General features: G+C 75.2%; 18 protein-coding genes and 1 pseudogene. 10 read left to right on the forward strand and 9 right to left on the reverse strand.

The genetic code is table 11. The features are described from left to right. Window positions 1-302: 302 nt before the first annotated feature. The 6 genes from ACIP5W_RS17920 (at window position 303) to ACIP5W_RS17945 (ending at window position 9,244) form a co-directional block, all read left to right on the forward strand. Window positions 303-1,685 (forward strand): polyprenyl synthetase family protein, encoded by a 1,383-nt coding sequence (locus ACIP5W_RS17920; RefSeq protein ID WP_401473786.1) that lies wholly within the window; start codon window positions 303-305, stop codon window positions 1,683-1,685. Then, a complete protein-coding gene (locus tag ACIP5W_RS17925; RefSeq protein ID WP_401473789.1) occupies window positions 1,682-3,226 on the forward strand; it encodes a phytoene desaturase in 1,545 nt (514 codons plus the stop codon). Before ACIP5W_RS17920 ends, ACIP5W_RS17925 begins: the two co-directional genes overlap by 4 nt. Continuing rightward, window positions 3,223-4,254 carry a phytoene/squalene synthase family protein gene (locus ACIP5W_RS17930; RefSeq protein WP_401473792.1) on the forward strand — a complete coding sequence of 344 codons (1,032 nt, stop codon included), beginning with the start codon at window positions 3,223-3,225 and terminating at the stop codon, window positions 4,252-4,254. Before ACIP5W_RS17925 ends, ACIP5W_RS17930 begins: the two co-directional genes overlap by 4 nt. Beyond that, complete coding sequence (locus tag ACIP5W_RS17935) at window positions 4,251-5,285, forward strand: DUF5914 domain-containing protein (RefSeq protein WP_401473795.1); 1,035 nt, start codon at window positions 4,251-4,253, stop codon at window positions 5,283-5,285. The genes ACIP5W_RS17930 and ACIP5W_RS17935 overlap by 4 nt, the downstream gene beginning before the upstream one ends. 483 nt (window positions 5,286-5,768) lie before the next feature. Next, window positions 5,769-6,971, forward strand: a complete 1,203-nt coding sequence (locus tag ACIP5W_RS17940) for a cysteine desulfurase-like protein (RefSeq protein ID WP_401473798.1) — start codon at window positions 5,769-5,771, stop codon at window positions 6,969-6,971. Window positions 6,972-7,126: 155 nt separating this feature from the next. Beyond that, complete coding sequence (locus tag ACIP5W_RS17945) at window positions 7,127-9,244, forward strand: SpoIIE family protein phosphatase (protein ID WP_401473801.1); 2,118 nt, start codon at window positions 7,127-7,129, stop codon at window positions 9,242-9,244. Window positions 9,245-9,278: 34 nt separating this feature from the next. Here the strand turns inward: ACIP5W_RS17945 and ACIP5W_RS17950 are convergent, their stop codons facing one another. After that, the gene (locus ACIP5W_RS17950) at window positions 9,279-9,503 is read right to left on the reverse strand and encodes a hypothetical protein (protein WP_401473804.1); all 225 of its coding nucleotides are present in this window, start codon (window positions 9,501-9,503) and stop codon (window positions 9,279-9,281) included. A gap of 345 nt (window positions 9,504-9,848) precedes the next feature. Here ACIP5W_RS17950 and ACIP5W_RS17955 point away from each other — a divergent pair, with 345 nt between their 5' ends. Next, the gene (locus ACIP5W_RS17955) at window positions 9,849-10,994 is read left to right on the forward strand and encodes a PP2C family protein-serine/threonine phosphatase (RefSeq protein ID WP_401473807.1); all 1,146 of its coding nucleotides are present in this window, start codon (window positions 9,849-9,851) and stop codon (window positions 10,992-10,994) included. Window positions 10,995-11,092: 98 nt separating this feature from the next. Beyond that, window positions 11,093-12,292, forward strand: coding sequence for a spore photoproduct lyase family protein (locus ACIP5W_RS17960; RefSeq protein WP_401473810.1), 1,200 nt, complete (start codon window positions 11,093-11,095; stop codon window positions 12,290-12,292). A gap of 49 nt (window positions 12,293-12,341) precedes the next feature. On the opposite strand, the gene ACIP5W_RS17965 is transcribed toward ACIP5W_RS17960, so the two are convergent. The 5 genes from ACIP5W_RS17965 to ACIP5W_RS17985 form a co-directional block, all read right to left on the reverse strand. Next, complete coding sequence (locus ACIP5W_RS17965; RefSeq protein WP_401473970.1) at window positions 12,342-13,220, reverse strand: SDR family oxidoreductase; 879 nt, start codon at window positions 13,218-13,220, stop codon at window positions 12,342-12,344. An 86-nt stretch (window positions 13,221-13,306) separates the two neighbouring features. Further along, window positions 13,307-14,932 (reverse strand): phytoene desaturase family protein, encoded by a 1,626-nt coding sequence (locus ACIP5W_RS17970; protein WP_401473813.1) that lies wholly within the window; start codon window positions 14,930-14,932, stop codon window positions 13,307-13,309. Beyond that, on the reverse strand, window positions 14,925-15,413 hold the full coding sequence (locus tag ACIP5W_RS17975; protein ID WP_401473816.1) for an SRPBCC family protein: 489 nt from the start codon (window positions 15,411-15,413) through the stop codon (window positions 14,925-14,927). The genes ACIP5W_RS17970 and ACIP5W_RS17975 overlap by 8 nt, the downstream gene beginning before the upstream one ends. A gap of 149 nt (window positions 15,414-15,562) precedes the next feature. Continuing rightward, complete coding sequence (locus tag ACIP5W_RS17980) at window positions 15,563-16,396, reverse strand: restriction endonuclease (RefSeq protein ID WP_401473819.1); 834 nt, start codon at window positions 16,394-16,396, stop codon at window positions 15,563-15,565. Between the two features lie 344 nt (window positions 16,397-16,740). Further along, window positions 16,741-17,235 (reverse strand): hypothetical protein, encoded by a 495-nt coding sequence (locus tag ACIP5W_RS17985; RefSeq protein ID WP_401473822.1) that lies wholly within the window; start codon window positions 17,233-17,235, stop codon window positions 16,741-16,743. A gap of 110 nt (window positions 17,236-17,345) precedes the next feature. Between ACIP5W_RS17985 and ACIP5W_RS17990 the strand changes: the two genes are divergently transcribed. After that, complete coding sequence (locus ACIP5W_RS17990) at window positions 17,346-17,993, forward strand: HAD family hydrolase (RefSeq protein WP_401473825.1); 648 nt, start codon at window positions 17,346-17,348, stop codon at window positions 17,991-17,993. 145 nt (window positions 17,994-18,138) lie between these two features. Continuing rightward, a complete protein-coding gene (locus ACIP5W_RS17995) occupies window positions 18,139-19,440 on the forward strand; it encodes a phytase (protein ID WP_401473828.1) in 1,302 nt (433 codons plus the stop codon). A 54-nt stretch (window positions 19,441-19,494) separates the two neighbouring features. Here the strand turns inward: ACIP5W_RS17995 and ACIP5W_RS18000 are convergent. The 3 genes and pseudogenes from ACIP5W_RS18000 to ACIP5W_RS18010 form a co-directional block, all read right to left on the reverse strand. Next, window positions 19,495-19,716, reverse strand: a pseudogene (locus ACIP5W_RS18000) (DUF1932 domain-containing protein); the annotation flags it as partial. Between the two features lie 138 nt (window positions 19,717-19,854). Next, window positions 19,855-21,339, reverse strand: coding sequence for an MFS transporter (locus tag ACIP5W_RS18005; protein WP_401473831.1), 1,485 nt, complete (start codon window positions 21,337-21,339; stop codon window positions 19,855-19,857). Between the two features lie 315 nt (window positions 21,340-21,654). Then, complete coding sequence (locus ACIP5W_RS18010; protein ID WP_401473834.1) at window positions 21,655-22,707, reverse strand: helix-turn-helix domain-containing protein; 1,053 nt, start codon at window positions 22,705-22,707, stop codon at window positions 21,655-21,657. Window positions 22,708-22,713: the final 6 nt, after the last annotated feature.

Consider the following 22,713-nt stretch of genomic DNA (forward strand, 5'->3'; position numbering starts at 1 on the left):
GCTTCTGGTCCGGGCCCGGCCGGTGCCGGCCGTCCGCGCCCGTGGAAGCCGGGACGCGGGGTCGCTCGGAGCGACCTCGGTTCCCTCACCATGCGGAGCGATGCACCGCCGCAACAACTCGCAGCGTCTTTGCGTCGTTTTGGTGCGCGCTTTCGCCGGACCGCCTTCCTCCGGTCCTGCGGGCGGAGCGGAAGCGGAACAGAATCGATCCACGAGTCGCTCATCTGGCGCATCCATGACCGTCCCCGGCGCGGAATGACTTGAAGTCAGGGCCCACTGCGATCACGACGGGAGGAACCGGCATGTGCCCCAGCACAGCGAGACACCACCACGCGGCGGACATACCGTCCGGCGCTTCCCGCGCGCCCCGGCCGGGTCCGATGGGGACCCGGCCGGGGCACGCCGATCGCGGCCCCTCACCCGACAGCCGACCGGAAGGCGCCATGCCCGCCCGTTTCCCGCTGGACGTCAGCGACCTGTCCGCCCTCGACGACGACGTACCCGCAGCCGTGGGACGTCTCCTCGACCATCTTCTGGCAGAGCGCGCGGAGCAGGCCGCCGCGCTGGACCCCGTGTTCGCGCGGGACCTCGCCGAACGCGTTAGGCGCTTCACCCTGGACGGCGGCAAACGAATGCGGCCCCGGTTCGTGTGGTGGGCGCTGCGCGCCTGCGGCGGAGGGGCGGGCGAGGCGGAGAGCGCGCTGCGCATCGGTGCCGCGCTCGAACTGATCCAGACGTGCGCGCTCGTCCACGACGACGTGATGGACGGCTCGGCGTTCCGCCGCGGCCGGCCCGCCCTGCACGCGGACGTCACCGCCCAGTACGCCGGCACCGTGCCCTCCGCCCACGGCCCCCGGTTCGGCGAGGCCGCCGCGATCCTCGCCGGGGACCTGGCCCTGGCGTGGGCGGACGACGTCGTCGCGGCGACCGAGGCGCCCCCGGCCACCGCCCGCGCGGTGCGCGAGGTGTGGAGCGCGATGCGCACCGAGATGGTGGCCGGCCAGTACCTGGACGTACAGGGACAGGCCACGTCCTCGCGTTCCCTCGCGCGGGCGATCCGTGCCGCGTGCCTCAAGAGCGCCCTGTACTCGGTGGAGCGTCCGCTGGCCCTGGGCGCAGCCCTGGCGGGCGCCGACTCCGCGCGGACCGGGGCACTGTGCTCGGCGGGCCGCTGCGTGGGCATCGCCTTCCAGTTGCGCGACGACCTCCTCGACGCGTTCGGCGGCGACCACCGGGCCGGCAAACCGGTCGGCGGTGACATCCGGGCGGGCCGGCCCACCTACCTGATGGCCGTGGCCCAGGCCCGCGCGGAGGCGGGCCGCGACCACGACGCCCTCGCGGTGCTGCGCCGGTCCGTCGGCCGGGCGGACCTGCCGGACAGCGGTCTCGCCGAGGTGCGCGACGTCCTCGTCGCCGTCGGGGCGCGCGACACCGTCGAGGCGAAGATCGAGCGGCTGGTGGCCCAGGGGATGCGCCACCTCGACTCGGTCGTGCTCGACCCCGTGGCGAGGCGGCGTCTGACGGGGCTGTTCCACGCCACCGCCGGGACGTCCCCGGCCGCGCCCCCCGCGTCCGCTGCGGCCGGCCCGTGGGACGGTCCGGCCGCCCCGCACAACGACGTACCTCCTCCCCCGGACGGGGGCATGCCCGTCCCGCTGCTGCTCACCGAAGGGGCCCCGCGATGAGGACCGTTCCCGGACGCACCGACCATGTCGTCGTGGTCGGCGCCGGACTCTCCGGCCTGTCGGCCGCGCTCCACCTGCTGGGCGCCGGCCGCCGCGTCACGATCGTCGAACGCGACGCGCTGCCGGGCGGCCGCGCGGGCCTGCTGACGCGCGGCGGCTACCGCATCGACACCGGTCCGACCGTCCTCACCATGCCCGACCTGGCCGACGAGGCCTTCGCGGCGGTCGGCGAGAACCTGCGCGACAACGTCGACCTGATCCCCCTGCACCCCGCCTACCGGGCGCTGTTCGCCGACGGCAGCCGCATCGACGTGCACACCGACGCGGAAGCGATGGAAGCGGAGGTCGAGCGCTTCGCGGGGCCCGGGGAGGCCGCGGGGTACCGCAGACTGCGCCACTGGCTGGAGCAGCTCTACCGGGCGCAGATGCGGCGGTTCATCGACACCAACTTCGACTCGCCCCTCCAGCTGCTGACGCCCGACCTGGCCCGGCTCGCCGCGCTGGGCGGCTTCGGGCGGCTCGACGCGCGCATCGGCCGCCATCTGCGCGACGAACGGCTGCGCCGGGTCTTCTCCTTCCAGGCGCTGTACGCGGGCGTCCCGCCGGCCCGCGCCCTCGCCGCGTACGCGGTCATCGCCTACATGGACACCGTCGCCGGCGTGTACTTCCCGCGCGGCGGCATGCACGCGGTGCCGCGCGCCATGGCGGACGCCGCCGCGCGGGCGGGCGCCGACCTGCGCTTCGGACAGGACGTCGTCCGGCTGGAGCGCTCCGGCAACCGGGTCACCGCCGTCGTCACCGCCGACGAGCGCATCGCCTGTGACGCCGTCGTCCTCACCCCGGAGCTGCCGGTGGCCTACCGGCTGCTCGGCCGGACGCCCCGCCGCCCCCTGCGGATCACCCACGCGCCGTCGGCCGTCGTGCTGCACGCCGGCACCGACCGGACGTGGCCCGCGCTCGCGCACCACACGCTCTCCTTCGGTGCCGCCTGGCGCCGCACCTTCGACGAGCTCACCCGTACGGGAGAGCTGATGAGCGACCCGTCACTGCTGATCACCCGGCCCACCGCCACCGACCCGACGCTCGCCCCGCCCGGACGGCACCTGCACTACGTCCTCGCCCCCTGCCCGAACACGGACATCGGACCGGACGCCGCCGCCTGGGGCGAGCTGGCCCCGCGCTACCGCGACAGCGTTCTGCGGGAACTGGAGCGGCGCGGGTTCGACGGGATCGCCGCGGCCGTCGAGGACGAGACCCTGGTCACGCCGGCCGACTGGCACGCCCAGGGGCACGCGGCGGGCACGCCCTTCTCCGCCGCCCACACCTTCGCGCAGACCGGCCCGTTCCGCCCGCGCAACCTCGTCCGCGGCACCGACAACGTGGTGCTCGCGGGCTGCGGGACCACGCCGGGCGTCGGCGTGCCGACCGTCCTGCTGTCGGGCAAGCTCGCCGCGGCCCGCGTCACCGGCCGCACGGCTGCGGCCCCGCCCTCCCGGCGCGGGCGTTCCGCGCTCGTCACCCCGGAAGGAAGCCCGTCATGACCGCCCGCGAACTGGACGCGGCGGGCATCACCGAGCCGGCCCTGCGCGCCGCCTACACGCGCTGCCGCCTGCTCAACGCCCGGCACGGAAAGACGTACTTCCTGGCCACCCGGCTGCTGCCGGTGCAGCGGCGTCCGGCCGTGCACGCCCTGTACGGCTTCGCCCGCTGGGCCGACGACATCGTCGACTCGCTGGAGACCGACGTCCCGCCGCACCGCCGCGCGTCCGCGCTCGCCGTGCTCCAGGAAGGGCTGGAGCAGGGTCTGCGCGGCGGCGGCAGCGACGACCCGGTCGTCCTCGCCCTGGCCGACACGGCCCGCCGGTACGGCATCCCCCACGGGCACTTCCGTGACTTCATGGACGCCATGCGCAGCGACCTCTCGGTCACCGACTACGCGACCTACGACGAGCTGCGCGCGTACATGCACGGCTCGGCGGCGGTGATCGGGCTGCAGATGCTGCCGGTGCTGGGAACCGTCGTCCCGCGCGAGGAGGCCGCCCCGCACGCCGCCGCCCTCGGCGTCGCCTTCCAGCTGACGAACTTCCTGCGCGACGTGGGCGAGGACCTCGACCGGGGCCGCGTCTACCTGCCCGCCGACCTGCTGGGGAGCCACGGTGTCGACCGGGACCTGCTCCAGTGGTCCCGCCGCACCGGGCGACGGGAGTCCCGGATCACCGAGGCGCTCAGGGCCTTCGAGGACCTGACGCGGGGGGTGTACCGCGAGGCGGCGCCGGGGCTCGCCATGCTCGACCCGGTGGCCCGCCCGTGCATCCGCACGGCGTTCGTGCTGTACGGCGGGATCCTGGACGCCGTCGCCGACGACGGGTACGCGGTGGTCCACCGCCGTGCCGTGGTGCCCCGCCGGCGGCGCGCGGCGGTGGCCCTCGACGGCCTGGTCCGCGTGGCGGCCGCCCGTGCCGCGGCACGGCGGAAGAGCCCGACCGGTCCGCCGCGGCCGCCCGCCGGGCTGCCCGGCACGCACGGCACACCGCACGCGCCGGAACGTGAGCACGAGGAGGTCGCATGAGTCCCGACCGTTCGGGCAGGCGCGAACGGCGCTTCCCGCTGTCGCTGCGCAGGGATCCGGTGTCCTGGGAGCGGCAGCGCCCGACGTGGCGCGAGGCGCGGCCCGCCGTGATCGCGCGGGCGCTGAAGCGGGCGCAGGCACGCCCGTCCGGCAACTGGTACGTCGTGGGGGCCACCCTGGACGTCCGTGACGACCGTCCCCTCGCGCGCACGGTCGCCGGGCGGGAGGTGGTCGTCTGGCGCGACGCCGAGGGCCGGCTGGTCGCCGGGCCCGGTGTCTGCCCCCACCTGGGCGCACCGCTGCGGGACAGTCCGGTGCGCTGCGGCACCCTGGTGTGCCACTGGCACGGGCTCGCGCTGCGGGGCGGTCCGTTCGCGGGCTGGGAACCGCTGCCCGTGCACGACGACGGTGTGCTGGTGTGGGTGCGGCTGGACGACGTGGGCGGCGAGCAGCCGCTGGCGGAGCCGGTGGTGCCGGTCCGGCCGGCCCTGTCGGGCGCCGTGTCCGCGGTCTACGTGGGCGTCGGTACGTGCGAGCCGGAGGACGTCGTCGCCAACCGGCTGGACCCGTGGCACGGGGCCTGGTTCCACCCGTACTCGTTCGTCGACCTGACCGTGGTCGAGGACGACGCCGGCGCGAGTGCGGCGGGTGCGGCGGGTGGGGACGCGGACGGTTTCACGGTGGACGTCTCCTTCAAGCTCGCCGGACGGCTGGTCGTGCCGGTGCGGGCGGTGTTCACGGCGCCCGAACCGCGCACGGTCGTCATGCACATCACGGAGGGCGAGGGCCGGGGGTCGGTCGTCGAGACGCACGCGACGCCCCTCGGCCCCGACGACCGGGGCCGGCCGCGGACCGCGGTCGTCGAGGCGATCGTGGCGGCCTCGGACCGTCCGGGGTTCGCCGTGGCCCGTACGGTGACGCCGCTGCTGCGGCCGCTCATGCGGGTGGCCGCCGGACGCCTGTGGCGCGACGACCTGGCCTACGCGGAACGCCGCTGGCACCTGCGCTCCACGGGCCGTTTCCCCGGCTGAGCCTCACCCGTCCGTCCCCGCCGGGCGCGCGAGCGGCGCGTCCCGGCCGGCGCGGGCCCTCGAGCACCCGGCCGCGTCCCGAGCACCGGGGCACGATTTCAGACCGGCACGGTCTCGGACCGGCACGGCTTCGGTACCGGAGGGCCGGGACGGCCGCGGTCGAGAGGCAATGGGGGCAGAGGGAAGGGGGAAGGGGCTCTTCACGTGAACTGCGGGCCGCGCCGGGCAGCGCTGCGGGCGGGCCCGGACAAGCCGGGCGGGGCGGTGATGACCTCCCCAGGCGCACCGCCCCGCCTCGCACGAATCCCGTGTGCCCGGAAAACGGATCCGCACACCTCCCGTCACGCATGATCTCGGGTACGGGCCCCCGCACCCGGCGCCGGGCGGGCTGCGATCATGCCCGAGGGGGCTCCCGGTCCGGCAGGGAGCCCGCCCCTGACCCGTCCACCCCTTCGCCCGCCCCTTCGCCCCGCAGGAGTACGCATGCACCTCGACGTCGACGCGATCCGCGCGCTGATCCCCGCCCTGAAGTCCGGCACGGCCCGCTTCGACGCGCCCGGCGGCACCCAGACCCCGCAGCCGGTGATCGACGCCATGGCCGAGGCCCTGGCGCACCCGCTGGCCAACCGGGGGCGCGTCACGGAGGGCGAGCGCAACGCCGAGGACATCGTGCTGGCGGCCCGCCGGGCGATGGGCGATCTGCTCGGCACCGACCCGGGCACCGTCGTGTTCGGCCGCAGCGCCACCCAGCTCACCTACGACCTCGCACGCACCCTGGCCAGGACCTGGGGTCCCGGTGACGAGGTGGTGGTCACCCGGCTCGACCACGACGCCAACATACGGCCCTGGATCCAGGCCGCCGAAGCGGTGGGCGCGAGCGTGCGCCGGGCGGACTTCGACCCGGGAACGGGGGAACTGGCGCCGGAGCGGATCGGGGAGGTCCTGTCCCCGCGCACCCGGCTGGTGGCGGTCACCGCCGCGTCCAACCTCCTGGGCACCCGCCCCGACATCCCGGCCGTCGCCGAACTCGCCCACCGGGCGGGCGCGCTGCTGCACGTCGACGCCGTGCACTACGCCTCGCACGCCACGGTCGACCTCGCCGCGCTCGGCGCGGACACGCTGGTGTGCTCGCCGTACAAGTTCCTCGGTCCGCACCTCGGCGTCCTCACCGGCCGGGCGGACCTGCTGGAGTCCCTGCGGCCGGACAAGCTGCTGCCGTCCGCCGACACCGTTCCCGAGCGCTTCGAGCTGGGCACGCTGCCGTACGAGCTGCTGGCCGGGGTCCGGGCCGCCGTGGACGTCCTCGCCGCACTGGTGCCGGGCACCGGGGGCGACGACCGCCGGGCGCGGCTGGTCGCCTCCTTCGCGGCGGTGGAGGCCCACGAGGAGGCGCTGCGGGAGCGCCTGGAGGCCGGACTCTCGCAGGTCGGCGGGGTGACGGTGTACTCACGGGCCGCGCGGCGCACCCCGACGCTGCTGTTCACGGTGGCGGGCCGACGCCCGGCGGACGTCTCCCGGCATCTCGCCGGGCACGGGGTGGACGCGCCGGCCGGTTCGTTCTACGCGCTGGAGGCGTCCCGCCACCTCGGGCTGGGGGCCGAGGGCGGGGTACGGGTGGGGCTGGCGCCGTACAGCTCCGCCGAGGACGTGGACCGGCTGCTGGAGGCGCTCGCCGTCCTCGGATGAGGCCCCGGTGGGGACGTGCCGAGCGTCCCGGATCGGCGTAGCGTCCTTGATGGGAGAGGTGCGGCACGTCCTGCGGGGGTGTGCCGCACCGCGCGTGGAGCCGGCGGCCGCCCGCGGCGGTGCGGGAGACTCCCCTGCGACGCTGGAGGTGCCTCGTGACCGACCCGGGTGATCGGGCCGTCGACGCCGACGGGCTGGACGCCGCGTTCACCGAGACCGTACGCCGCACCGGGGCGTCGATCGGCGCCCTCTACCTGCTCTCCCCCGACGAGGAGGTGCTCTCCCTGGACGTGCTGTGCGGGGCGCCCGCCGAGCTGGCCGAACCGTGGACGCACGTGTCGATGGCGGCCCCGGCGCCGGTGGCCGACGCGGTCCGCGAGGGGCGCATGGTGTGGGTGGGCAGCCAGAGCGAGATGGCACGGTCCTATCCGCGCACCGCGATGGCACTCCCCTATCCGCTGGCACTGGCCGCCGCGCCGGTCATCGGCGTCCGCCGCTGGGGATCCCTGCTGCTGATGTGGCCGACCACCCGTCCCCCGTACATGACCGAGCGCGAGCGGGGGAACATCATGTCGAGCTGCCGCCGGCTGGCGCGGCTGCTCGAGGACTCCGTCGAGCGCGGCAGGCCGCGGGCCGGTACCGGCGGGCCGCGGGTGCTGCCCGCGGGGACCGGGCGCCAGGACGCCGGACCCGCGATGGCGGCGGCCGACTTCGTGGAACGGCTGCCCGGCGGCAGCTGCGCCCTGGACCTGGAGGGCCGCTTCACCTACCTCAGCTCCGGGGCGTGCGTACTGCTCGGGCGTGACGCCGGCGAGCTGCTGGGCACCCTGCCGTGGCAGTCGCTGCGCTGGCTCGACGACCCCACCTACGAGGACCGCTACCGCGCCGCGGTGCTCAGCCGCGCCCCCGTGTCCTTCACCGCCTGCCGGCCGCCCGGCCAGTGGCTGGAGTTCCACCTCTACCCGGACGCCAGCGGCATCAGTGTCCGGATCGTCGCCAGCGGCGCGCAGACCCCGGCCGCGTCGGCGCCCCGGCAGGTCGTGAGCGCCGCGCCGGCCCGGATGGGGCAGCTCTACCAGCTCACGCATCTGGCGGCCGCGCTCACCGAGGTCGTCGGCGTCCAGGACGTGGTCGACCTGGTCGCCGACCAGATCATGCCCGCCTTCGGCGCCCAGGGGCTGGTGCTGTCCACCGCCGAGGCCGGCCGGCTGCGGATCATCGGGCACCGCGGCTATGCGCCGCAGACCATCGAGCGCCTCGACGCGCTGCCGCTGGACACGCGGCTCACCCCGGCGGGGCAGGCCCTGGAGAGCGGCATCCCGGCGTTCTTCTCGGACCCGGAGGAGATGCGGCGCGTCTACCCCGAGGGGCCGAGGATCAGCGGCAAACAGGCCTGGGCCTTCCTGCCGCTGATCCTCTCGGGCCGCGCGGTCGGCGTCTGCGTCCTGTCCTACGAGCACCCGCACGACTTCCCGGCCACGGAACGCGCCGTGCTGACCTCGCTCGCCGGACTCATCGCGCAGGCCCTGGACCGGGCCCGGCTGTACGACACCAAGCACGACGTCGCGCACGGCCTCCAGCAGGCGCTGCTCCCGCGCACGCTGCCCTCGATCGAGGGTCTGCGGGTCGCGGCCCGCTATCTGCCCGCCACCCGCGGCATGGACATCGGCGGGGACTTCTACGACCTGATCCGCCTCGACGACGGCGCGGCGGCCGCCGTCATCGGCGACGTCCAGGGCCACAACGTCGCCGCCGCCGCGCTGATGGGGCAGGTCCGCGTCGGTGTGCACGCCCACGCGGCCCTCGGTGCTCCCCCGGACCGGGTCCTCGCCGGAGTCAACCGGCTCCTCGCCGATCTCGCCCCCGACCTGTTCACCAGCTGCCTCTACGCCTGTCTCGACCTCGCCGGGCGGCGGGTCTCGCTGGCCAGTGCCGGCCATCCGCCGCCGCTGCTGCGGCTGCCGGGCCACGCCGCCCGGCCCCTGGACGTGACGCCGGGTCCGCTCCTGGGGATCGACCCCGACGCCGATTTCCCCGTCACGCAGATCCCGCTGGTGCCGGGGCTGATGCTCGCCTTCTACACGGACGGGCTCATCGAAACCCCGGGCGTCGACTTCGAGGACTCCATGAACCAGCTCGCCGAGGAGCTGGACCGCGCCGACGACCGGGACCTGGACGCGCTGGTCGACACCCTGCTGCGGACGTCCGGCACGGCCGGGCAGCGTACCGACGACGTGGCCCTCCTGGTCCTGCAGTTCACGGGCCGCCGCTGAGCGGTCGCCGGTGCGGGACCGCACGGGCGACCGCTCAGAACAGGCGTTCCTGCTCGTGGGTCGTGACGTCGCGCCGGCGGGGCCGGGCCGGCGACCGCCGGGCGGGCGCCTCGTCGCCGAAGAGGGGCACCGTCCCGCACTCGTCCGGCTCGGCCGGGACGGCGGCGCCGCCGGTGCGGACGTTCAGCCGCAGCGGCGCCTCCCGGTCGAAGTCCCCCGGTGTCATGGCCGTCCACGCGCGGCCCGGCTCCTCGCTCACGCACCGCTCCTTCCCCGGCTCCGCCGACCGGACGCCCCCGGTGCACATCCTGCCCGACCGGCCGGGCTTGTGGTCGGGCGGCGGGGGCCTGCTGGACGATGTCGGTGAGGTGCGGCACGACCCGGGTGAGCCGCAGCACGCCCCACAGGATCAGCAGGATCCCCGCGGCCTCGGGGAGGAGCCGGGAACGGCGGACAGGACGGCGAGCACGGGGCGTGCGATCACCGTGCCGCGACCGGCGGGCTCGGCGCGGGAGGCGGATGAGGCGGATATTGAAGGGAGGGGCGTTCCCGCCGCCGGTTCCCGGGCGGGACGCCGAAGGCCGGGCACGGAGCGGGAGAGACGGTGAGCGCGTCGAGAGAACCGGGCGGGGCGTCGGCGGCCGGCGGGGAGAGCCGTGGCGCGGCGCCGCTGCGGTGGTCGGTCGTGCTGTTCTGGCTCGTCGCGGTCACGGTGCTGCTGGCGGTCATCGGGGTCTTCCTGGACCGCGAGACCAGGCTCGCGCCCTTCCTCGTGGTGCTGCCCGCCCTGATCGCCGGGCGGGGCAGCGTGCGCCAGACGGCCGTCGCCTCCACCTGGGTCACGGTGATGATCGCCGCGGCCCTGTTCGACACTGCGGACGACACGATCGGCGCGGCGAGCGCGACCGTCGCCTTCGCCCTCGTCTTCAACGGGCTGAGCGTCGCGCGGGCCGCCCAGCGGGTCCGCAGCGACCGGGAGATCGCCCGGCTGCGGTCCGCCGCGGCCGCGCTCCAGCGGCAGCTGCTGCGCCCGTTCCCGCTGATGACGGACCAGCTCATCGTGCACGGCCTCTACCAGCCGGTGGAGGAGGACAGCCGGGTGGGCGGCGACGTGTACGAGGTGGTGTCCTCCCCTTACGGCAGCCGGGTCTTCATCGCCGACGTCCAGGGCAAGGGACTGCCCGCCATCAGCGCGGCCTTCTCGGTGCTCAGCGCCTTCCGGGAGGCGGCCGTCGCCGAGCCCACGCTGACCGCCGTCGTCGACGCCCTGGAGGACGCGGTGCTGCGGCACAACTCCTTCGCGGCACAGGCGGGCGAGAGCGAGCGGTTCGTGACGGCGCTGGTCCTCGGCGTCGGCCCGGACACGGAGGTCCAGGCGATCAACTGCGGCCATGTCGCGCCGCTGATGCTGCACAGCGACCGGGACGGTCCGGTGCTGAAGGAGGAGCCGTGCGTCCCGCTGGGCCTCGACGCCCTGTCTCCGCAGCCCCGTACGGTCGAGTGGTTCGCCTTCCCGCAGGGCAGCACGCTGTTGCTGTGCACGGACGGTGTCACCGAGGCGCGCGATCCGTCGGGGGGCTTCTATCCGCTGGAGGAGCGGGCCGCGGCCTGGGACGGCGTCCGCCCCGGTGATCTTCCGGCGACCGTCTACCGCGACCTGCGCCGGCATTCGGCGGGTACGCCGGGCGACGACACCGCTCTGATGGTGCTGCGGAGGCGGCCGGGCGCCGGGGCGGCCGACGAGCCCTGACGGGCTCCGCCCTCGCGGCGCCCGCTCCGGAGCGACCGCCCGCCCAAAATGCGTAGAGTGGTACGCCCGTGGTCGTACGTCACCCCTTCGGAGCCCGCATGCCCGCCCCGTCGGTCGGCCCGGACGGCGATCCCGACGCGCTGTTCGGACTCGACGCCCTCGCACCGCTCCCGTCCCCGGCCCGCGCCGACGCCCGTGCCGACGCCCGCGCCCGCTCGTCGTTTCGCGACTCCGACACGGCGCGCCGGCTGCTGCCCGTGCGGGAGATCCACGCCGAACCGGCCGCCGCGGCCTCCGCGCGCGGCCGCGAGATCATCGCCCGCTTCCCCGACGCCCGTCTGATCGGGATCGACTCCCACTGGCGCGTCCCCGGGCTGCACGGCAACGAGGGGAACGTCGAGCGGTGGGTGCGCGTCAAGGGCGAGACCCTGGTGCTGGGCGAACGGAAGACGCTCACCACACGCCCCAACGGGCGCTCGGCGGACTGGATCGCCCCCGGTCCGTCCAACGGCTGCGCCCTGGCGTGCGCCTACTGCTACGTGCCGCGCCGCAAGGGCTACGCCAATCCCATCACCGTGTTCACCAACATCGACCGGATCATCGCCCACCTCGGCCGGCACATCGCGCGGCAGGGCCCCAAGCGGGAACCCAACCAGTGCGACCCCGCGGCGTGGGTGTACGACATCGGGGAGAACGGCGACTGCTCGGTGGACGCCCTCGTCTGCGACAACACCGCCGACCTGGTGCGCGCCTTCCGTCACTGGCCCACCGCCAAGGCGTCCTTCGCCACGAAGTTCGTCAACCCCGACCTGCTCGCCCTGGAGCCGCGGGGCCGGACCCGGATCCGGTTCTCCCTGATGCCCGAGGCCGACGCCCGTCTCCTGGACGTGCGCACCTCACCGGTCGCCGCCCGGATCGCCGCCGCGGCCGACTTCCTGGACGCCGGTTACGAGGTGCACTTCAACTTCTCCCCCGTCGTCCTGCGGCCGGGCTGGCGGGAGGCCTGGGCCGGCCTGCTCCGGCACCTGGACGACGTGCTGCCCGAGCGGGTCAGGCGGCAGGCGGCCGCCGAGGTGATCATGCTCACCCACAACCGTGAGCTGCACGAGGTGAACCTGGGCTGGCATCCCCGTGCCGAGCAGGTGCTGTGGCGGCCGGATCTCCAGCAGGCGAAGCGCTCCGAGAACGGCGCGCTGAACGTCCGCTACCGCGACCGGACCAAGGCCGAGGCGCTGAGCGCCCTGCGCGACCTGATCGGCGCCCACGCGCCGTGGCTGCGCATCCGCTACGCCTTCTGAGCCGGTCCGGGGCGGTGGCACGGCCGCGGGGCGACCGGGCGGGGCGGGTTCAGGGCAGGGGCCGGGCGTCCCGGTCGGCCCGCCCGCCGGCCCCCAGCAGCCCCGTGGGACGGAAGGGCTCCTCGGCCTCGAGCCGGGGCAGTTCACGCCGGGCGACGCGCAGCACCAGCGGCGGCAGCGCGGCCCGTGCGATCTGCGCGAGTCGCAGCCAGGCGGGCACGTAGACGGCGGTGCTGCGGCGTTCGACGGCGCGGGCGAGGACCTCGGCGACGGTCTCGACGGGGTACACGCGCCGGGCGGGGGCGGGCATGTGGGCGCGCAGTTCCCGCAGCACGGCGTGCTGGTCGGCGTCCCGGATCATGTCGGTGTCGGTCCAGTTCAGGTAGGCGATGCCGACCGCCACGCCGTGGTGTGCCTCCTCGGCCCGCAGCGCGTGCGCGAAGGCCTCCACGCCGGACTTGGAGGCGCAGTAGGCACTCATCAGCGGGGCGGCGCCGAGGGAGGCCAGGGAGGCGATCTGGAGGTAGTAGCCCGCCGTCTCGCGCAGGTCGGGCAGGAACGTGTGGGCCGTGAGGGCGCTGCCGGTGAGGTTCACGTCGACGACGCGGCGCCAGGAGGCCATGCCGGTCCCGCCGAAGGGGCCGCCCTCGGCGATGCCCGCGTTCGCGACGACGGCCGAGGGCGGGCCCAGCCGGGTGCGGATGGTCTCGGCGGCGTCCAGCAGGGCCGCTTCGTCGGTGATGTCGGCCTCCACGGCGAGGGCCGGCGTGGGCAGCGAGGCGGCGACCGCCTCCAGGGCCGGCCGCTCGTGGCCGAGCAGGGCCAGGCGTGCGCCGCGGCGGGCGAGGGCACGGGCCTGGGCCGCGCCCACCCCGCGCGCGGCGCCCGTGACGACGACGGTGCGGTTCTCCAGGGGGCTGTTCGCCACGGTGCGGTGCGCCCCGCTCCTGTGGGCCACGGTCTTCAGGGGGGTGTGCGCCACGGCGCGCTCCGATCGTCGGCTGTCCGTCGTCCTCAGCTGGGTCGTACGTGCCCCGCGCGGTCCCGGTGGGTGAGGGCGCGCTGGAGCCCGGACAGGCCCGGTGACCGGCGTCGCCGCAGTGCCGCGCGGGCCGCGTTGGCGCCCGGCGCGCCGTGCACGCCGCCGCCCGGATGGGCGCCCGCGGAGGCGAGGAACAGGCCGCGCACGGGTGTCTCCGGCCGTCCGGTGCCGGGCAGGGGACGGAAGACGAGCTGCTGGTGGATGCCCGCGGTGCCGCCGTTGATGGCGCCCGCGCGGAGATTGCCGTCGAGTGCCTGGAGCGTGGGCGGGGCGAGGATGCGGCGGCCCCGGATCAGCGCGCGGAAGCCCGGCGCGAACCGTTCGACCTGGCGTTCCACCCGGTCGGCCATCAGCTCCTGCTCCTTGAGGTCCCAGGCGCCGGTGAGTCCCTCGTCCCCCGCGTCGGCGGCCACCTCGTGCGGCACGTGGGTGTAGGCCCAGGCCGACTCGGTGCCGGCGGGCGAACGCGACGCGTCGGCCGTCGTCATCTGGCCGAACAGGGAGAACGGGCGGTCGGGGATCTGACGCATCGCGATCTGGGCGGCGAAGCGGGTGAGTTCGTCGAGTCCGTCGGCCAGGTGGACGGTGCCGGCCCGCGCGGCCTGCTCGGCGCGCCAGGGCACGGGGCCGTCGAGGGCCCAGTCGACCTTGAAGGTGGCGAAGTCCCACTGGAACCGCTTCAGGTCGGCCAGCAGCAGGCCCGGAAGGTGCTCGGGCTCGACCAGCTCGCCGTAGAGGGCGGGGACGGAGACGTCCGCGAGGACGGCGCGGCGGGCGGTGACGGTGCCGCCGTCGGCGGTGCGTACACCGACCGCTCGTCCGTCGCGGACGACGACCCGGTCCACCCGGAGGCCGCAGTGCAGGGTGCCGCCGTGTGCGCGCAGCCGGCGCACCAGCGCGTCGGTGAGGGCTCCGGCGCCACCGGCCGGGACGGGGAAGCCGTACGTCTGGCCCAGCATGGACATCAGCCAGCCGAAGCCGCCGCTGCCGGCGGCCTCCGGGGCGAGGTCGGCGTGCAGCGCGTTCCCGGCGAGGAGGAGCCTGCCGCCCTCGCCGCCGAACTCCTCGGCGCCCATGCGCCGCACCGGCAGCACCAGGGTGCGGGCCAGCCGCAGGCCGCCCGCCGTGCGCAGCCGCAGGGCGAGCCGCCCGGTGGCCTTCAGCGGCGGGAACGGGGTGAACAGGGCGTCGAGGATGTCGGGGCGCAGCCGTTCCCAGATCTCGTGCAGCCGGCGCCAGGCGGCGCCGTCCCCGTCGTGGAAGGCGTCGAGGGAGGCGGCGGTGGTGTCGAGCCGCCGGTCGAGGACCGCGCACCTGCCGTCGCCCAGCGGATGCGCCAGGACGTGGGGGGCGTGGCTCCACCGCAGGCCGTGCTCCTCCAGGCGCAGGCCCGACACCACCGGGGAGGCGGCGGCCAGCGGGTAGAAGGAGCTGAAGAGGTCGTTGACGAAGTCGGGGTCGACTTCCCTGTCGTGACGCACCGCTCCGCCGGGTCCGGGCTGCTCCTCGAGGACCGTCACGCTCCAGCCGGCGTCGGCCAGCAGGTTGGCGGCCACCAGGCCGTTGGGTCCGGCGCCGATCACCACGGCGTCAGGCATCGGCACCGCCGTGTGCCCGTACCGGCACCGGCCCCGGCCCGGCGTCCGGCACCTCGTTCTCGCACACCTCGGCCAGTCGGGCGAGCATCGCGCGGTGCCGGAGCTGGATCAGTGCCTCCACGCCCGCGTTGTGCAGGGCACCGCCCACCCCTTGCAGGGGGTGTTCGTCCACGATCACCAGGCAGTGCTCGCCCCAGGGCCGCAGCTCGACGGCGATCCGCGCCGTGCCGAGCACGCCCGCCCGGGCCTCCAGCTCCAGGGCGGTGCCCTCCTCGCAGCGCCGTACGACGGTCCGGTTGTTCAGGCGGACGGGTCCGATCCGGACCTCGTAGCCGATCTCCGCGCCGACCTGGGGCCACCGGCCCCGCACCGGGGTGGACTCCGCGGTGCCCACCACCCAGTCCGCGTACCGGTCGCCGTCCGCGAGGACGGCCCACACCCGCCGCGGGGATGTCTTGATCAGCCGATGCCGGACCGCCACGACGACCTCCTGTACTCGTCCTTCGCTCACCGCCAAGTGCCCACGCCGGGGACGGCGAACCGGGATGACGACGAGGAATTTCCGGTACGGCCGTGCGGCGCCCGGTGTCGGCGGGTGAGCCCCCGGTGCCGGGCCCCGGGCTTCGGGGCTCAGCCCGGGCCGGTCGACTCCCACGGGCGGGGCCCGGAGCCGGAGTGCCACGCGAGCAGTCCCTCGGCGTCCACGCACACGATGCCGCACTGCCGCGCGTACTCGACGGCGGGTGCCGTGAAGTCGTTGGTGGTGACGACGATGGCGACGTCGGCCTCGTGGACGGTGAAGCAGGTGCCGCCGAAGCGCTGCAGATCCTGTGAGCCGACCTTGTGGCCGTCCCCGTAGCGCTTGCACTGGAGGACGAGCCGGCGTCCGTCCGGCGCCACCGCCAGCACGTCGGCTCCCAGGTCACCGGCGCCGCCGACGACTTCGACGTCCGTGCAGTGGTCGCGGGCGCACAGGCCGGCTATCGCCTGTTCGAACTCGTCGGGATCCAGGGCGTAGTAGTCGGTGACGCACGTGGTGTCCGCGGCGGGAGCCGTCCCGATGACGAGGGTCTCCGCCATGCTGTCGGCGCCGAGGGGCGGGGCCGGGACGGCGACCCCCGCCGGTTCGGCGATCCCCGCCGGGACGGCCGCGGCCGGCGGCTCGGCGAGCGCGTCGACGGCTGTCTCGGCCGCTTCCTCGAGGGCCTCGGTGGCGTGCCGCACGAGTCTGCGCGCCGACCACCGGCGCCGGCCCCGATAGCAGGCGACGGTCGCGGCGATGCCGAGGACGAGCAGGGTCACGGCCCACGCGGGCCGGCGTTCCGCCGCGGCGGCGGCGGTGCGGGCGACCACGCCCGCGAGGGTCAAGAGGAGCGCGAGAAGGACGAAGAACAGGGCCGTCGTGCGCAGGTCGAAGCGACGGCGGCTACGCGCGGGGCGTATCGGGCGGGTGGGTGCGGTCACGGTGGTGGTTCCTCCCAAGCGGCCTTCGGCGAAGATCACTTGGGCTTGTGCCCCGGCTGGGGCGGTTCATCGTGACCGGTCGCCGGGCCTCGTGCGCGCGGTGCGGCGCGGCTGATTCCCCGCCCTGCGGGCGGTACGGCGCGGCGATCCCCCCGCCCTGCCACGCAGGGTACGACGTGGCCGGTCCCCGGCCGCGCGCGGTACGACGCGACCCGTCGTCCCGGCCCTGCGCGGTACGACGCGACCGGTCGCCGGGGTTCGCGGGGTCGGCCGGTGGCGTCCTGCCCGCCTCCGCGCGGTGGGCCCGGACGTGCCGGGGTGTGACCCACCGCGCGTGCGGGGCGTCAGATGCGGCCGCCGGTGAGCCGGGTGATGGGGCCGAGGGTCCGGCGGCCGGAGCGGCGGCCCACCGTGTACGACACGGCCGTCAGCGCGGTCACACCGGCGCCCACACCGGCCGCGATCAGCTTGCGGTGGGCGATCACCGTCCAGGCCGTCCTGGCGGTGGCAGCGACCTGCCCGGTGGCGGACTTGGCGGTGGCCGCGACCTGACCGGTGGCGGACTTGGCCGTGGCCGCGACCTGACCGGTCCTCGCGACGAGCGCCTGGCGGCCCGCCTCGACGCCACGGGCCGCGCCCTGCGCCACGCCCGCCGTCTTCCCGGCGGCGCGCCCGGCCCCGGAGCCGGCGGCCGACGCGGCGTCATCCGCCTTGTCCGCGGCGCCCTTTGCGGCGCGTGCGGCGGGAGCGGTCGTCTTGTCCGCCGCGCGCCGGGCCTTGGATGCGGTCGCGCGCTTGGTGTCGCGCTCTTCGTTCGTGTCCGTGTTCGGTTCAGTCATGGACTTCGCGTTGCCGCTCCCCCGGGCCGCAAACCCGCCGCGGTGCCCGGGCGCCGCCCGCGGTGGCCCGGGCGGGGTCCGGCGGATCGCCGCACGGGTAGGGTCCCGGCATGCGCCTCGCCCTCTTCGACCTGGACGGCACGCTGGTGGACCGTACGTCCGCCTTCGCCGACGCCATAGCCGACCTCTGCCACGACCACGCCTACGGGCCCGAGATCGAGCGGTGGCTGCTGACCGAACTCGCCGACCACGCCGAGCCGTCGGACTTCGCGCGGCTGCGCGCCGCGTTCGGGCTGGGCGAGTCGGCGGACCACCTGTGGCGGGTGTACGTCGACCGCATGGCCGCCGCCGTCACCTGCCGTCCCGCGGTGCTGAACAGCCTGGCCCGGCTGCGCGAGCGCGGCTGGAGCATCGGTGTCGCCACGAACGGGTCCTCCGACATCCAGCGCGCCAAGGTCAGGGCCACGGGGCTCGCCGATCTCGTCGACGGGATCGCCGCCTCCGGGGACATCGCCGTCCGCAAGCCCGACCCGCGCCTCTTCGAACTGGCGGCGGCGCGCTGCGGCACCCAGATCGGTGCGGGCGACTGGATGACCGGCGACGATCCGGAGAACGACATCCAAGGCGGCCATCGGGCGGGGCTGCGGACGATCTGGGTGACGGGGCGGCCCTGGCCCGAGGGCCTCACCGTCCCCCACCACCGCGCCGCCGACGTCCCGCGGGCCGTCGACCACCTGCTCGCCCACTCCCCGGCGTAGCCTCGTCCGGCGGCCACGGCCTTGCCGCGCACGGCAGTTGTTCCCCTCGTCGGTGCCCGTCCTTCACCCCCGCGCCGCCCCGCCGTTCGCCCGCACCACCAAGATCATCACGTTTGGTCCTGTCCCCCATCGAAGGAAGGTCGACGTGGCCGGATCACTTCCGAGGGCTTTCGCCGTGTCCGTCCTCACGGCGTCACTCGCTCTGACCGCCGCACTTCCCGCCTCCGCCGAGGACGACGACGCCCTGCCGGCCGTCCTCCCGCGCGTCGAGACGCCGGCCCTGTACGACGACGAGGCGGGCGGCAACTCCGACGCGGACGACCCGGCGATCTGGCGCAACGCCGCCGACCCGGACGCCAGTCTGGTCGTGGCCACCGCGAAGGAGGGCGGCCTGAGGGTGTACGACCTCGGCGCCCGGCTCGTGCAGTCGCTCGCCGCGCCCGCCGGACCGGGTCCCGAGGACGCGCCCGGCCGCTACAACAACGTGGACGTGGTGCAGGGCCTGAAGCTGTCGACCGGGCGCGCCGACCTCGCGGTCACCACCGACCGGGGCAACGACCGGCTGCGGATCTACCGCATCGACCCCGCCTCGCCCGGCCGTCCCCTCTCGGACGTCACGGACCCGGCGGCCGCGCCGGTCTTCTCCGCCGACCAGGCGGAGATCAACGAGCAGCGCACCGCGTACGGCCTCGCCACCTGGACCGACAGGGCGAGCGGCCGCACCTACGCGCTCGTCAGCCGGCGCGAACGCACCACCATCGCCCTGCTCGAACTGACGCCGAAGGCCGGCGGCAGGGTCGGCTACCGCAAGGTCCGCACCCTGAACCTGCCGTCCTCCTTCCGCCTGCCGAACGGCACGTCCTGGTCTCCGTGCGCGGAGCCCGGTGAACTGCCGCAGGTCGAGGGCATGGTCGTCGACCCGGCGAACGGCACGCTGTACGCGGGCCAGGAGGACGTCGGCATCTGGCGGATGCCCGCCGCCCTCGACGGAACACCCCGACTCGTCGACACCGTGCGGGAGTACGGCGTCCCCGGCACCTACGACGAGGCCACCGAGGAGTGCGTGAGCGGCGCCGACCCCGGGTACGGCGGCACGCGGATCACGGCGGACGTCGAGGGCCTGACCCTGGTCACCGAGGCGGACGGCGACGGTCATCTGCTGGCCTCCAGCCAGGGCGACGACACCTTCGCCGCCTACGACCGCGAGCGCAGCGACGACAACGAGTACGAGGGCGGCTTCCGGGTCGCCGCCACCGCGACGGGCCCCGACGGCTCGGAGGAGTGCGACGGTGCCGCGGCGCTCAACGCCCCGCTGGGCCGCAGGTTCCCCGGCGGTCTGCTCGTCGTGCAGGACGGTCACGACGACGCCGGAGCGGCCGAGGACCGTACGGCGACGAACTTCAAGTTCGTCGACCTGCGCGAGGTCCTGACGGCGCTCGACGACTGAGCCTACGGCCGGGTGCGGCGGGCCGGGGTGCCCTTCCCGCCGCACCCGGGCGGCTCACGGCGTGCCGGGCTCCGCGCGCCGCTCGCTCCGGCGCAGGTCGGTGATGAGCCGGGCGCCGGTCACGGTCTTGTCGTCCTTGTGCGCCTCCCAGCGTGCGAAGGTCTCCGCGGCGGCCTCGGCGAAGCCGGTCGGCAGGCCGACCTGTGCGCAGGCGCGCGCGATCTCGGCCATCTCCGGTTCCCAGCGCCAGGCCTTGCGGCCCGCGCCGGTCAGGCGCTCGGGTCCGGCCGCGGGGTGCCGCGGCGCCGGCCCCGCGGCACGGGCGTACGGCCGGCGTGCGGCGTGCGGCGTGCGGCGTGCGGCGTGCGGCGTGCGGCGTGCGGCGTGCGGCGTGCGGCGTGCGAGGACCGTGCCTCATCCGCCGGGCGGCCCCGCTCCGCCGCCTTTGAGGCGTTCGAGGTCGGAGGGGCGGACCTGGATCACGACGAGGGCGATCAGGGCGGCGATCAGCGTGAAGACGGCCGCCGTCACGAAGGCCGCGGAGATGCCCGCCGTGAGGACCTCGTCGCCCCAGGGCGGCGGGAGTTCGCCGGTGCGCTGGAAGCGCAGGCGTTCCACCGGGGTCGCCTGGGACAGGAACGCCGGGACCTGGGTGTCCGCCTCGTTGTTGCTGGCCGTGCCGAACATCGTGACCAGGATGGACAGGCCGAGCGAACCGCCCACCTGCTGGGTGGCGTTGAGCAGCCCGGAGGCGGCGCCGGTCTCCCGGGTGGGCACGTCGGACAGTGCCATCAGGGTCAGGGAGACGAACTCCATGCCCATGCCCAGGCTGAAGACCAGCATCGGGCCGAGCACGCTGCCCGCGTAGGTGGAGTGGACGTCGGTCAGGGTCAGCCAGCCCAGTCCCGCCGCGGCCAGGGTCGCGCCGGCCACCATGAAGGGTTTGGGGCCGTACGTCGGCAGGAACCGGGAGGCCAGCCCCGCGCCGACCGCGATGACCGCGCTCACCGGGAGGAAGGCGAGGCCGGCCCTGAGGGGGCTGAAGTCCAGCACGTTCTGCACGAACAGGGTGAGGAAGAAGAACATGCCGAAGATGGCGGCGGCCAGGCAGAGCATGATGCCGTAGGTGCCCGCGCGGTTGCGGTCGGCGAACATGCGCAGTGGTGTGATCGGCTGGCGGGAGCGCTTCTCCACCGTGATGAACACGGCGAGGAGGACGACGGCCCCGGCGAAGGAGGCCAGGGTGAGCGGGTCGCGCCAGCCGTCCTGGGCGGCCCGGATGAAGCCGTACACCAGCAGGACCATGCCTGCGGTGGAGGTCGCCGCGCCGGCGATGTCGAAGTGGCCGGGGTGGCGTGCGGATTCCTTGATCCAGCGGGGTGCCGCGAGGGCGATGAGCAGGCCGATGGGAACGTTGACGAAGAGGACCCAGCGCCAGTCCAGCCACTCGACGAGGATGCCGCCGGCGAGCAGTCCGATCGCGCCGCCGCCCGCCGAGACCGCGGCGAACACGCCGAACGCCCGGTTGCGCTCGGGTCCTTCGCGGAAGGTGGTGCTGATCAGGGCGAGGGCGGTCGGGGAGGCGATGGCCCCGCCGACGCCCTGGAGGGCGCGGGCGGCCAGGAGTTGGCCGGGGCCCCGGGCGAGCCCGCCGAGGAGTGAGGCGAGGACGAACAGCAGCACGCCGAAGACGAAGACCCGCCGCCGTCCGAGGATGTCACCGGCCCGGCCGCCGAGCAGCAGCAGACCGCCGAAGGTGAGCGTGTAGGCGTTGACCACCCACGACAGGTTGGCGGTGGAGAAGTCCAGGGAGCGCTGGATGTCGGGGAGCGCGATGTTGACGATGGTGATGTCGAGGACCACCATCAGCTGGCACGAGGCGATGACGAGCAGCGCCATCGTGTTTCCGTCACCGCCCGCGGGACGCGCGGACGTCCGGGACGCGGAAGTGGGTTGCGGAGATGTGCTCATGTCGTGTAGCCCGCACGGGGGGCGGGCCCCTGGGGGTTCAGTGAACGATTGCGTCCACTGTCGTGTTCACCGTTCGACCGTACGCCGCCGCCCGGGCCGTCACCACTCGAACACCGGGGGCCGTCCGCCGGGCCGTCGCCCGGTCCACCGGTGCGGGCCCGTCCGCCGGGCACCGGCGTGCCAGGACTCCCCCGTGGTCCTGGCACCCCGCCCCGGCTCCTGCGGCGATCCGCCGCAGCGGTGTCACCAGGATGCGCCGGAGCCGGAGGCCGTGTCGTTGGCGAGGCGTCCACGGTCGCTTGGCGGAGCGTCTCCGGGCGGGCCGGGCCGCGGGTGTTCGCGGGCGCGCAGTTCGCTGGGCGGGAAGCCGTAGGCGGTGCGGAAGGCGCGGGTGAACTCGGCGGCCCGCGGGAAGCCCCAGCGCGCGGCGACGGCGTGGATCGGCGTCGTGCTCAGGGCGGGGTCGAGGAGGTCGCGGCGGGCGCGCTCCAGCCGCTGGTCCCTGATGTACGAGGCCACGCCGAGGCCTTCGGCCCGGAAGAGGCGGTACAGGTGACTGCGGGAGATGTGGTGGGCGGCGGCGATCGTCGCGGGCGTCAGTTCGGGGTCGGCGAGGTGGCGGCGGACGAACGCCTTGACGCGCAGGGTGAGGGTCCGGTGGTGACTCTCGGGCGGCAGGCTCGGGGTGGCGTCGAGGGCGTGCGCGAAGGCCGCCGCGACCAGGTCGGTGACGACGGTGGCGAGGCGGGGTCCGTCGGCGGGCCGGTAGCAGGAGGTGTCCGCGGCGAGCCGGAGGAGGAACTGCGCCAGCAGCGCGCCGATGCCTTCCGTGGCCGAGATGCGGCGTCCCATCACCTGGTCTGCGTGCCGGCCGGGCAGTGGCACCTGGGCGCGGGGGATCTCCACCCCGACGATGGTGACGGGGTCGGCTCCGGTGTGGATCTCGAAGGGACGCGAGGAGGTGCTGATGTGGAAGTCGTTGATCGTGTAGACCGCCTGCCGGCTGCTGCCCCAGCTGGCCGCTCCCTCGCCCTTGAGGAGCAGGGAGAGGTGGTAGACCTCGGGGTCGGAGGCGCGGATGAGCCCGGGGGTCCGGCGGAAGACCAGCGGGTCGAAGGTGGCGGGCCACACGGTGACGTCGCCGAGGAGGATCGCCCGCTGGGAGCCGTCGTAGTCCGCGGCGCGTTCGCTGCTCAGCTGCATCGGCGCGTGGGTACGGCCCATGCGCTGGATCCAGGCCTCGAACCGGTCGGCCGCCGGGAGGTCCTGGGTCCGGAAGACCGACTCGTGCACCACGCACTC

This window comes from Streptomyces sp. NPDC088766 (assembly GCF_044750845.1).
In the GTDB taxonomy this organism is placed as follows: Bacteria; Actinomycetota; Actinomycetes; order Streptomycetales; family Streptomycetaceae; genus Streptomyces.